The 12,073-nt window shown below is 69.9% G+C and carries 9 protein-coding genes and 3 pseudogenes; 9 read left to right on the top strand and 3 right to left on the bottom strand.

Annotation, left to right across the window (positions count from 1 at the left end; translation table 11 throughout):
• Positions 1-3 precede the first annotated feature (3 nt).
• From gap to OG390_RS01795, 4 genes and pseudogenes are all read left to right on the top strand, one after another.
• The gene (gene gap, locus OG390_RS01810) at positions 4-1,017 is read left to right on the top strand and encodes a type I glyceraldehyde-3-phosphate dehydrogenase (protein ID WP_406164662.1); all 1,014 of its coding nucleotides are present in this window, start codon (positions 4-6) and stop codon (positions 1,015-1,017) included.
• A gap of 164 nt (positions 1,018-1,181) precedes the next feature.
• Complete coding sequence (locus OG390_RS01805; RefSeq protein ID WP_406164661.1) at positions 1,182-3,875, top strand: GNAT family N-acetyltransferase; 2,694 nt, start codon at positions 1,182-1,184, stop codon at positions 3,873-3,875.
• 13 nt (positions 3,876-3,888) lie between these two features.
• Positions 3,889-4,620, top strand: coding sequence for a CBS domain-containing protein (locus tag OG390_RS01800; RefSeq protein ID WP_406164660.1), 732 nt, complete (start codon positions 3,889-3,891; stop codon positions 4,618-4,620).
• Positions 4,621-4,636: 16 nt separating this feature from the next.
• Positions 4,637-5,133: pseudogene (locus OG390_RS01795) on the top strand (flavodoxin domain-containing protein).
• Positions 5,134-5,210: 77 nt separating this feature from the next.
• Here OG390_RS01795 and OG390_RS01790 read toward each other — a convergent pair.
• Both OG390_RS01790 and OG390_RS01785 read right to left on the bottom strand, forming a co-directional pair.
• Positions 5,211-5,906, bottom strand: a complete 696-nt coding sequence (locus OG390_RS01790) for a universal stress protein (RefSeq protein WP_406164659.1) — start codon at positions 5,904-5,906, stop codon at positions 5,211-5,213.
• Between the two features lie 166 nt (positions 5,907-6,072).
• Positions 6,073-6,687 (bottom strand): hypothetical protein, encoded by a 615-nt coding sequence (locus OG390_RS01785; protein WP_406164658.1) that lies wholly within the window; start codon positions 6,685-6,687, stop codon positions 6,073-6,075.
• On the opposite strand from OG390_RS01785, the pseudogene OG390_RS01780 reads away from it, so the two are divergent.
• The 5 genes and pseudogenes from OG390_RS01780 to OG390_RS01760 all read left to right on the top strand — a co-directional run.
• A pseudogene (locus OG390_RS01780) lies at positions 6,589-7,158 on the top strand (pyridoxamine 5'-phosphate oxidase family protein); the annotation flags it as partial. The gene OG390_RS01785 and the pseudogene OG390_RS01780 sit on opposite strands and share 99 nt — an antisense overlap.
• A gap of 82 nt (positions 7,159-7,240) precedes the next feature.
• A complete protein-coding gene (locus OG390_RS01775) occupies positions 7,241-7,390 on the top strand; it encodes a hypothetical protein (protein WP_406178336.1) in 150 nt (49 codons plus the stop codon).
• Positions 7,391-7,502: 112 nt separating this feature from the next.
• Positions 7,503-7,943 (top strand): pyridoxamine 5'-phosphate oxidase family protein, encoded by a 441-nt coding sequence (locus OG390_RS01770; RefSeq protein ID WP_406164657.1) that lies wholly within the window; start codon positions 7,503-7,505, stop codon positions 7,941-7,943.
• Positions 7,944-8,151: 208 nt separating this feature from the next.
• A complete protein-coding gene (locus tag OG390_RS01765; RefSeq protein WP_406164656.1) occupies positions 8,152-8,982 on the top strand; it encodes a universal stress protein in 831 nt (276 codons plus the stop codon).
• A 355-nt stretch (positions 8,983-9,337) separates the two neighbouring features.
• A pseudogene (locus OG390_RS01760) lies at positions 9,338-10,115 on the top strand (RNA-guided endonuclease TnpB family protein); the annotation flags it as partial.
• Positions 10,116-10,301: 186 nt separating this feature from the next.
• On the opposite strand, the gene OG390_RS01755 reads toward OG390_RS01760, so the two are convergent.
• Positions 10,302-11,921 carry an oleate hydratase gene (locus OG390_RS01755; protein WP_406177450.1) on the bottom strand — a complete coding sequence of 540 codons (1,620 nt, stop codon included), beginning with the start codon at positions 11,919-11,921 and terminating at the stop codon, positions 10,302-10,304.
• Positions 11,922-12,073 lie beyond the last annotated feature (152 nt).

Here is a 12,073-nt window from a genome sequence, read left to right as displayed (position 1 = left end):
GCCATGACCGTACGCGTCGGCATCAACGGCTTCGGCCGTATCGGCCGCACCTACCTGCGCGCGGCCCTCGACCGCGCCGAAGAGGGCACCCAGGACGTCGAGGTGGTCGCCGTCAACGACATCACCTCGCCCGCCACCCTGGCCCATCTGCTGGAGTACGACTCGACGTTCGGGCGCATCGGACGCGACGTCCAGCACGACGACAGCTCCATCACGGTCGACGGGCGACGCATCGCCGTCACCGCCGAGCGTGACCCGGCCGCCCTGCACTGGTCCGATTACGGCGCTGGCATTGTCGTCGAGTCCACCGGCCGCTTCCGCGACCGGGACTCCGCGGCCCTGCACCTCAAGGGGGGAGCTCACACCGTGCTGCTGTCGGCACCGGGCAAAGGTGTGGACGCCACGATCGTGATGGGCGTCAACGACCGCTCCTACGACCGGCACCGCGACCGGATCGTCTCCGCGGCCTCCTGCACCACGAACTGCGTTGCCCCGATGGTGAAGGTTCTCAACGATGCTTTTGGCATCGAGCGTGGTGTGATGACCACCATCCACGGCTACACCAACGACCAGTCGCTGCTCGACGGCCCGCACAAGGACCTGCGACGAGCCCGCTCGGCCGCCCTGAGCATCATCCCCACCAGCACCGGCGCCGCCCGTGCCGTGGGCCTGGTGGTGCCGGAGCTGGCCGGGGCACTCGACGGGATCGCCGTCCGGGTGCCCGTGGAGGACGGATCGCTCACCGACCTCGCCGTCGTCCTAGCCCGGGAGGTGACCGTGGACGAGATCAACGGCGTGTTCGAGGCGGCCGCACAGGGCCCGCTGAACGGCGTCCTGCGCGTCTCCGAGGCGCCGATCGTGTCCCGCGACGTCATCGGCGACCCCGCGTCCTGCGTTTTCGACCCCGCCCTGACCCAGGCCAACGGCACCCTGGCAAAGGTCTTCGGGTGGTACGACAACGAGTGGGGCTACACCAACCGTCTCCTGGACCTGACCGCCCTCGTGGCGGACGACTGACGGGTCCGGAGGGGGCCACGGCCCCATCCCTGCCCGGTGGACGCAGGGACCATCGGGCGCACGCAGGGCCGATCGGCCCTCGGCCCGCCCCCGGACAGCCCCTGGGAGCGCCCTCCCGTCCGTCGGATGATCGAAATGTCAAAGAGCCACGGAGGAGAGCTGCGATGTCGGACGACACGCTCAACCGACCTTCGGTCCACGCCTTGCTCGCGGACGGCACCACCGTGTGCATACGTTCCGTCCACCCGGGTGACCACGACCAACTGCAAGGCCTCTACGAGGAGATGTCGCCGGAGAACCTTCGTCTACGGTTCTTCGCGGCCGGCCGCCGCTCGGCCGCCCTGGCCGCCGACCGTGCCTGCGCCCCGGTTCACCCCGGATACCGGGCCTTGCTGGCGGAGGCGAGCGGCCGGGTGATAGGTCTCGCCGAGTACGACACCGCCGGGGGCAAGGACGACGCGGAGATCTCCATCGCCGTCGCCGACGGCCTGCACCACCGGGGCGCTGGCACCCTGCTCGTCGAGCACCTGGTCTCGGCGGCGCGGGCCGAAGGCATCACCACTTTCACGGCCGACGCGCTCAGCGAGAACCACGAGGTGCTCCGCCTCTTCGCCGACCTCGGCCTGCGCACCTCTCGCCACTTCGAGGGACCTGAGGTGCGCTGCACCATCCACCTCGACGAGGAAGACGCTTACCTGTCGGCAATCGAGGCCCGGGGCCGGTCCGCCGACGTGGCCAGCCTACGGTCGCTGCTGCGCCCGGACGCCGTCGTGGTCGTCGGTGCCGGACGCACGCCCGGATCGGTGGGGCGGGCGATCCTCCACCACCTGCACACGGGCGGCTTCACCCGACGCCTCTTCGCCGTGAACCCCAGCGCCACGTCGATTCTCGGCGTGCCCTCCTATCCGTCCGTGTCGGCCCTGCCCAAGACCCCCGACCTCGCCATCGTGGCCGTGCCGGCCGCCGGGGTCCCGGCCGTCGCCGAGGAGTGCGGAAAGGCCGGAGTGCGCGCGCTCGTCGTCGCCACGGCGGGACTCGAACACACCCACGCGCAGGCGCTCCTGGCCGCCTGCCGCACCTACGGCATGCGGCTCGTCGGACCCAACTGCCTGGGCATCTCCAACACCGATCCGGCACTGTGCCTCGACGCGACCTTCGCCGCCGAGCACCCGCGCCCCGGGACGGCCGGTATCGCCGTGCAGTCCGGCGGTGTCGGCATCGCCCTGCTCGACGGACTGTCCCGGCTGGGTATCGGCGTCTCGTCGTTCGTATCGCTCGGCGACAAGTACGACGTCAGCGGCAACGACATGCTCCAGTGGTGGGAGAGCGACGGCCGTACCGACCTCGCCCTGCTGCACCTGGAGTCCTTCGGTAACCCGCGCGCCTTCTCGCGCACCGCCCGGCGCGTCACGCGACGGATGCCCGTACTGACCGTCGACGCCGGCCGCACCGACGCAGGCCGCAAGGCCGCCGCCTCGCACACCGCGGCCGCCGCCACCCGCACCATGACCCGCGGCGCACTGTTCACCCAGGCCGGCATCACCGCGACCCGCTCCGTCGGGGAACTCCTCGAAACCGCGGCCCTGTTGCACTCCCAGCCGCTGCCGGAAGGCACCCGCGTCGTGGTTGTCACCAACGCGGGCGGCGCCGGAGTGCTCACCGCCGACGCCTGCGCGGAGGCGGGGCTGTCACTTCCCCCGTTCACTGCCGCGATGGCCGACGAACTGCTCGGTGTGCTGCCGGACGGCGCCGCCGTCGGCAACCCGGTCGACGCCACCGCCGCGGTGTCCGAGGAACAGCTCACGGAGTGCGTCGACCGCCTCACCCGGTGCCCCGGCATCGACGCCGTCATCGTGGCCCTCGTTCCCACGGCGGTTGCCGCGGCCACCGGCGACGACCTGGTGCGGGCCCTCACCACAGCTCCCGCGCGGCGGGCGCGGCCGGTGATCGCTGTACGCCTGGAGCAGGACCTGCCCGTGCGGCTGCTGCCCAGCGTCGGCGGCGGCACAATCCCCTCCTACGCCGAACCGCAGGCGGCGGCTCGCGCGCTGGCCCATGCCGCCGACCGGGCCGCCTGGCTCGCACGGCCCGCAGGTCTGGTCCCCGACCCCGGCGCCGTCGAGACCGAGCGCGCCCGCACGGTCGTCGAGGAATACCTCGCCGCGCATCCCGACGGCGGCTGGCTCGATCCGCGCACCTGTGCCGAACTGCTGGCCTGCTACGGCATCCCGCAGATCCCGTGGGCCTGGGCCGAGACCGAGGACGACGCCGTGCTCGCCGCCGACCGGCTGCGCGGCTTCGACGGCCGAGTAGTCATGAAGGCCCACTGGCCCGGGCTCCTGCACAAGACCCAGCAGCACGCCATCCACCTTGACCTGCGTGGCGACTCGCAGGTGCGGGCCGCGTTCCGTGACCTGGAGACGCGTTTCGCGGGGCTGATGACGGGTGTGGTCGTGCAACCGCTCGCCGCGCGTGGCACCGAGCTGTTCGCCGGTGTCGTCCAGGACGAGGTCTTCGGCCCGCTCGTCCTGTTCGGGCTCGGCGGCACGGCCACCGAGGTGCTGGCCGACCATGCGGCCCGCCTCGCCCCGCTCACCGACCGCGACGTGCACGAGCTGATCACCTCGCCGCGGTGCGCCCCGCTGCTGCTGGGCGCGAACGCAAGCACCCCCGTCGATCTCGAAGAACTCGAGCAGCTGCTCCTGCGGCTGTCCCGGATGGCGGCGGACCTGCCGCAACTCGCCGAGGCCGACTTCAACCCGGTCCTGGCGACACCGGGCGGCGCCACCGTGCTCGACGCACGGGTGCGCCTCCTGCCGCGCCACCCCCAGGACCCGTACCTGCGCCGACTGCGCTGAGGAGGCAATGGCCATGAGGCACAACAAGGTCGGCTCCGTGATGACCACGGACGTCGTCCGTGCCGAGTACGGCACACCGTTCAAGGAGGTGGCCCGCCTGCTCGCGACACACCGGATCAGCGGGCTGCCGGTGGTGGACGAAGACGACAAGGTCATCGGCGTCCTGTCCGAAACGGACCTGGTGATGCACCAGGCGACTACTCCCGACCAATACGAACCGAAGCACCGCACCGGACTCACCGCACTGACACCGGGCGCCCGGAGGCAGACCGCGAAGGGGAAGGCCCGCACCGCCGGCCGGTTGATGACCGCACCGCCCGTCACCGTGCAAGCCGACGACACCATCGTTCAGGCCGCCCGCACCATGGCCCGGCGGCACGTGGAACGGCTCCCCGTCCTCGACGAGGAGGACCGGCTCGTCGGCATCGTCACCCGCCGCGACCTGCTTCTGGTCTTCCTGCGGCCCGATCCGGAGATCCGCGATGAGGTGATCAAGGAAGTCCTCTTGCGCACGCTGTGGCTGCCGCCGCGCAGCGTCGAGGTCTCCGTGATGGAGGGCGTCGTCACGCTCACCGGACAGACGGAACGCAAGAGCGACACGGAGATCGCCGTGTCCATGACCCGTCAGATCGACGGTGTGGTGGACGTGGTCGACGAGCTCACCTACCGACTCGACGATGCACGCCTGCGTCGTCAGGAACAGGCACTGCACGGCGTGGCCGACGACTGGCTGCGCCGCTTGTGAAAGGAGACGGACCGCCATGACGGGCACCGTGTTGGTCACCTACGGAACGACGAACGGATCGACGGCGCGGATCGCCGAGGCCGTCGCCGACGTCGTGCGCAAGGACGGGCTGACCGTCGAGACGCTTCCGGCCCGGTCCTTGACGAGTGTGAAGCCGTACGACGCCGTGGTGGTCGGAGGCGGGTTGTACGCAGGCGCCGGCACAAGGACGCACGGCGGTTCGTCCGCCGGCATCACAGCGAACTCGCGAAGCGCCCGGTGTGGTTGTTCAGTGGCGGTCCGCTCGACGCCTCGGCCGCCGAGCGGGACATCCCGCCCGTCCCCGGCGTGAGGCGGGCCACGAACCGGCGGGACGTCCGTGAGCACGTCACCTTCGGAGGATGCCTGGAGGAGGGCGCCAGGGGACTGGTGGCCGGGATGATCCTCCGCTCCGGAAAGGGCGGCGACTTCCGGGACTTCGGCGTGATCGAAGCGTGGGCGGCAGGCGTCGCCGATTCCCTGACGCACCCGTAGGAGGAAGAGGACAGGAGACGTTCGGCCCATGCCGACCGGCCTCGATGCCCGGTGCGAACCGGGCATCGAGGCCGGTCTCACGACATAGGTCGCGACGGCACCACGGCAACGGGGCATGTGGCCTCGTGCAGGAGAGCCCGCACGACCTCGCCCCACTCTGCGCCGGATTTTCGGCCCACCACGACCAGTGCGGCTTTCTCGGAGTGGTGGAGAAGTGCCTCGGCCGGAGTGAAGAGAACGACGTCTTCGAGTACCGGCACTTGCGGGTACTTCTCGCGCCACGGACGCAACACGTCGGCCAGGAGCTGTACTTCGTGGTCCTCCCACGTCGCCCGGTCTTCTTCCGGTATGCCGAAAGGCCACTCGGCGGCACAGGAAGGAAGCGACCAGGCGTGCACGACGTGCAGGCGCGCCCCGCGGACCCGAGCGCTGTCGAAGGCGAAATCAATCGCATCGTCTGATGGGTTTCGGGCGTCCACTCCGAGGGTGACCTGCTCGGAACGATACGCAGACGCGAGTCTGTCCGGAACGAGCACGAGCGGACGGTCCGAAGCTCCGACGGCGACCGGAAGGCGGGAGCCGGGAGGCCGGCCGGTGGCGGCAGCCTCCTGAGGAATGCCGCGCACGATCATTTTTGCCTTGCTCTGGTCCGGCGGTGAGCCGAGGACCCTACGCAGCGGTAGACCGTGCAGCCGTGCCTCCTGCGTGGCCCAGTCGACGGCGGAACGGCTGCGCGCCGGCGGGTCGGTACAGACAAGAATCACTTCTTCCATCGCAGTCCGCCCTTCCGGCGCAGCGGGACACGCACCTTCGCAGCCCAGCATGTCGCGCGCCTTCGTGCCGTGGCAGGGGCCGAACGGCCCGCGGATCCGGGCACTTTGGGCACGCAGGAAAGCTCCAGGCCGTCCTTCGGCCTGGAGCCCCGGAGCCGTGGCGTACTCAGCCGGTCCTGTGGCTCCACCGCGGTCCCACCAGATCCCATTCCCGGCCCCACTCGTCGACGCGGCGCCGGTCGAGTCGCCACCGGACCACCGCTCCAGCGCCGAACGCCATGCCGGTGAGTGCGGCCGCGGCCGTGGCACCCAGGAAGCCCGACTCGTTTGCCGCCTCCGTGGCGCCCGTCGGCGCGAGGGTGAGACGGCCCTGGTCGTCATGCCAGACCGTGACCCTGGATCCGGCCTTGAGGCCGGTGCTCACCAGGGTGCGGCCCGTGCGGGTCGAACCGTCGGGGTTCGTCCAGCGCACCGACGCCATCCGGCGATCGGTGGTTCCGCCGATCGCGGTGACGCTGCGCGGGACATCGTTCAGGAGCACAGCTCGCGCGAAATGCCGCTCGGCTCGCTGCCGGGCGAACACCTCATCCGCGGCGTGGGCCGTCACCAGCCCGGCGACGGTGCCGCCCACGGCGACGACCGTCCACACGGCCAGCACGATCCAGGCCTCGACGATGTCGTCGTGTCGCCGCAGCGGCGCCTCGACGATGTCGTCGTGTCGCCGCAGCGGATTGTTCCGCCACCGCCACAGCCGTTTCCTCGCGTACTTGCCCCTGGGCATCGGTCCGCACCTCCTCGTCGCCGTGGTGACACGTCCGAAGGTGACAGCCGCGACCCCACCACGACATGGGCCGACCGGGTGCCGCCGCGGGGCCGCTCGGAACCAACGCCACAGTCGGGCAGGGCCGTTCAGCCCAGGACGCTGCGGGGCCCGCCCGGACCCCTGCCGGCACACTTGGAGCAGCATCCTGGTGGCGCGCTGAGCCGGGGCGCACTGCTCACGCTGGCGGCGATTCTGCAGACCACGCTGTCGGCGCTCACCGCAGGCGACGCCGATCTGCCACCTGGACCTGGACAAGCCGGGCGTGCCCCTGAATTCACAGAGCTGAGCAGGACCGAGTGCGTTGACCTGCTCTCGACGCATGGTGCGGGAGGGCTCGCAGTGCCCACGGCCATGGGGCCGGTGATCGTGCCGGTCGATTACAGCGTTGTCGACGGCACGATCGTCTTCAGCACCGCCCGCGACGCGACGCCGTCGCTGGCGTCCGGCCGCCCGGTCGCCTTCGAGGTCGACCGCATCGACGACGTGAATCAGTCAGGTCTGGAACGTGCTCGTGCGCGGACACGCGCGCCTGGTGACGGAGCTCGGCGAGGAGCGTCGGCTCACGGAAGGGGCCCACACCACGCCACGGGCGGGCGGTCGACGCCACCTGTGGGCGCGCATCGACCCGTACGCCATCACGGGACGCCGGATTGCGGTCTGAACCGGGTCATTCTCAGGGCAACCAGGGACCGATGACCCTGGCTGCGGGTTCCCGCACCACTCGAGGATGGACCAGTGCATACCGCTTTGTCAGGTGAGAGATGAGATCGCACATGTACGCCAATGACGGATTCCGCGAACTCGACCGGCAGGAGTGCATGCTCCTGCTGGCCAAGGTGCCCGTGGGGCGCATCGTGTACACACGACAGGCGTTGCCCGCCGTCCTGCCGGTCAACTTCTGCCTGGACCGCGACGGCGCGGTGCTCCTGCGCACCTCAGCCGTCTCGGGACTGGTGAGCGCGATTGACGGGTCGGTGGTCGCCTTTGAGGCCGACGACGTCGACGCCGCTTCCCATTCCGGCTGGAGCGTCGTCGTCACCGGCGCGGCAGCTCTGGTCACCGACCCCAACGAGCACGCACGGCTCCTACGGACCGGACCGCGTTCCTGGGTGCCGTCGACGCAAGAGGCCTTCGTGCGCATCGACCCGGAGCTGGTCACCGGGCGCGAACTCGTCGGCGGCCGCAGCCTGTATGGCGTGCAACTGCCTTCCTGACGTCCGGTGACCAGGTTCCTCAGGCCGTCACCCCGTTCCGGCCTGGACCGAACGGCTCCTGCGACAAGGGCCGTTCGGCGTTTCCGCAGATCCTCTCGGCTGCTGCCCGGGGCGTCGGTGCACGACGAGCATCGTCCCAAGGAGACCGATGCCCTCGTCGGGCGGTGCCTCCACAAGCCGATCGTTCACGGAAAGGGGAGGTACAGCCATGACCCTCCATCACGTAGTTGTGGGAGTGGACGGCTCACTGGTCTCCATACCGGCGTTGGACTGGGCCGCGGCGGAGGCCGTACGGCACGGCGCCACCCTGCGTGTGGTGTGCGCGGTTCCCGACCGCGAAGAGGCCGCACCGGTCCTTGGTTCCGCCGCATCGCGCGTACGCGAGCGGCATCCTGGTCTGCCTGTCGTGACCGTCGCTGCAGAGGGCGGTGCGGTGCACGCACTGGCGCGCGAGAGCGCGGACGCGGAACTGACCGTAGTGGGAACACGAGGCTTGGGCGCGGTGACCGGCTTGGCGTTCGGCTCTGTCGGTCTGAGGCTGGGCGTGCTCGTACAGGGCCCGCTCCTGGTCGTACGCGGAGACCACCCGTGCGACGACGGACGGGACGTGCTGCTCGGTCTGGAGGACGACAGGGATGCGCAGGCAGGGGCGTACGCCTTCCAGGAGGCCGTGCGGCGCGGTGCGAGGCTTCGCGTCCTGCATTCTTGGAGCCATCGGCACATCACCCCCGAACTGCCCTCCCTCGTGCCGGCGCACAGTCCGGGCCAGGAAGCGCTGGCCCGCGACACCCGGGCGGAGGAGGCCGTACCGCACTACGCCCTCACTCGTTTGCAGGACGCGTACCCGGATGTCGTGGTGGAGACCCACACGGTACGCACCGCTCCTGCGGACATGCTGCTCGAGGCGACCCGGGAGGCCGCCGTGGTCATCATCGGCGCCCACCGCCGTACGAGCGTGGTCGGCCCGCGCCTGGGCCCCGTCGCCCACACACTGCTGCATCGTGCGCACTGCCCAGTGGTCGTCGTGCCACACGGATGACCGGCAGCCGGCTGCCACCGTCACCGTCGGTCTGGACGGCTCGTACGAAAGCCTCGCCGCCGCGGCCGAATGGACCGCTCGTGAGGCTGGGGTGTACGACATTCCCCTCCGCGTCGTGCAACGGGGGAGCAACAGCCGTACACCTGCTGGTGCGCTGCGCCAGAAGTTCGTCGGTGGATTCGCGCCTTGCCCGGCCGGGTTGGTTGTCCGCCCATCCAGCCCCGGCCTGCGAGTATTCGGCCAAGTCGGCGGCAGTGGGGCACCAAGAACTAACGACGAATTGATGGCGCAGGACACTAGCCGTTCGCAGGCGAGCAGGTTTCCCCCGCCGGGCGCGGATCGGTACGCTCGCCTGCTGCTCGGGTCGAGGCCTCTGCCCGAGTGGTCGGTGCCGGCGACGGTGACCGTTTCGCAGGACGCGGCGGGACGCTGGTTCGTCTCGATGCTGTGCCAGGACGCGTCGGTGGAGGCACTGCGGGTCACGGATGCCGCGATCGGGCTCCATGCGGGGATCACCAGACTGGTGACGCTGTCCACCGGGGAGAAGTCACCAACCAGAAGTTCGAGGGTAAGGACCGGGTCCGCCTTGCGAGGGCGCAGCGGGAGCTGTCCCGCAAGGCGGGGGCGACGGTGCGAACCGGGCCAGGGCCCGCCGCAAGGTTGCCAAGATCCATGCCCGTATCGCCGACCGGCGCCGGCACCACCTGCACAAGCTGACCACTCGGCTCGTGCGTGACGTCCCAACGCTCGTGATCGAGGACCTGACGGTCCGCACCATGGTCAAGAACCACTCGCTGCCCCGCGCCATCAGTGACGCGAGCTGGACCATGATGCGCTCGATGCTGGAGTACAAGGATGCCTGGTACGGAAGGGACCTGGTCGCCGTCGACCGATGGTTCCCCTCCTCCAGGCTGTGCTCCGTCTGCGGTACCAGCGCCGAGGAGATGCCGCTCAACGTCCGCGAGTGGACGTGCGAGGGCTGTGGGACCATCCATGACCGGGACGTGAACGCCGCCCTCAGCCTCAAGGCCGCCGGGCTGGCGGCTTCTGTCTGTGGAGCCGGTGTAAGACCTCAACGGAGCACTCCGGGCGAGCGGTCGGCGGTGAAACAGAAACCCTCACAGCGCGAGCCGCGAGAATCCCCCCTCGCTTACGACGCCGTTGGCAAAAGGACAGGGCGGGCATCCCGGTTCGCATTCTGGCTGGGAGTGGATCACTTGACCTGCGGGTCCGTGAGCCAAAGTGACCACCACGACCGACGGTTCGTCCCTTTCCCAACGGAGTCGTTTACGAGGGGGAGAAGTCAAACCCCGGGTGAGCTACCGGCGGTGCATGGTCTCCAGGGCGGCGGCCAGTACGTGGGGATCGTGGTGGCCCTTGTAGACCTTCGGCGGCTGTTTGCCCAGTTTCAGGAGCTGCGCCACCGCCGTCCAGGCGGTGCGTACGGAGTACTCGACGGTGAAGACGACGTCGTCGGGCACCTCGGCGAACTGCCCGATGAAGGCGAGGTTGACCGAACCTTCCGGAACCACCCGGGGCCGGTCATCGCCGCGACGGGCCAGGAACTGGCTGGTGATGTACGGCATCACACAGGGCACGACGGTGGAGGTCTCGAGGATCCGCGACGCTGTCCGCTCGTCGAACGGGAGGTGGTGCAGAACCTCCTCGAGGATCTCGTGGCCGGAGCACATCGTCATCGGCTTGGGCGTGTGGTTGCCCGTCCGGCCGGGGAACAGGCCGTAGCCCCACCAGACCCCGACGTCCTCCGGCTGGTCGCGGTAGACGGGCTGACGGTTGGCGACGATGGTGAGCAGCCAGTTGGAGTCGGTGAAGGTGATCAGGCCACCCTTGCCGGCCGGACGGCCGCTGAACTCCTCGAGAGCCTCGAGGAAGACCGGGTCCTTCGCGGTGACCGTGAACGACTCCCAGCGGGATTCCTTGACGCGCTTGTCGAAGACGGCCGGGTCGCCGAAGTCGTCGCGTCCACGGGCCAGCCGGTGCCACAGCAGCCAGGCGTCCGAGCGGCGCGGTGCCGGCGGGGGTGGGGAGGTGTGCGAGCCGAGGCTGGAGGCATCGGTCATGGAGCCGTTAGTGACGAGGACCAGGTCCTCGGGCGCGACGGTGATCTTCTCGTCGTGTCCGCCCCGGGTCAGGTGGAGGGTGTCCACCGTGCCGCTCCGGCTTCCCGGGGTGAACCCGAGGTCGGTGACACGGCAGCCGGTGTGCACGGTGACGCCTCGCTTCCGCAGCCAGGCCGCCAGAGGCCGCACGATGGAGTCGTACTGGTTGTAGCGGGTCCGGTGGATGCCCGACATGGAGGCGAACTCGGGGAAGAGGTGGATGAAGCGGCGGAGGTAGCGACGGAACTCGATCGCGCTGTGCCAGGGCTGGAAGGCGAACGTGGTGCACCACATGAACCAGAAGTTGGTCGTGAAGAAGTGGTCGCCGAAGCAGTCGGTGATCCGCTTGCCGTCCAGGTGCCCCTCGGGGGTTGCAAGGCAGCGGACCAGCTCCAGCCGGTCGCGCTCGGAGAATCCCATCGAGGTCGTGTCGAGGATCTTGCCGTCTTCACCGACGAGACGGGCGACGTCGTCCCACGCGAAGTCCACGTGTCCGGCCAGGATCTCCTCGGTCACGGTGACGGAGGGGTCGTCGAGGGTGGGGATGCCGGACAGCAGGTCGTACGTGCAGCGGAACTCGGCCTCGAACATGCGCCCGCCGCGCATGGTGTAGCCGGCGTCCGCCGTGCCGCCCGCGTCCAGGCTGCCGCCGATGGTCCGCTGTTCCTCGAAGAGATGGATGTCGGATCCCATGAAGCCGCCGTCGCGGATCAGGAACGTGGCCGCGGCCAGTGCCGCGATTCCGCTGCCCACCACATATGCCTTCGCCATCACACATCTCCTCGTTCTCGCCGGTCGATCGGGAACCGCGCTGTCCAGGTTTGCTGTGGCCCCGGGGCCCGTCAGTGGGTCGTTGGTCACCTCACTGGGTCCGGACGGCCCCCGAAGCGGGGGCTCGGCGGTGCCCGCCTGCGGATGGCGGACAGGAGGGCGGCCCAGTCGGTGGACGGTCACCAACGGGGCCTGCTCTC

It is taken from the genome of Streptomyces sp. NBC_00996, from assembly GCF_045162675.1.
Classification (GTDB): Bacteria; Actinomycetota; Actinomycetes; order Streptomycetales; family Streptomycetaceae; genus Streptomyces.
Note: the sequence above shows the minus strand (reverse complement) of the source record. Positions and strands in the feature narration are given on the sequence as shown.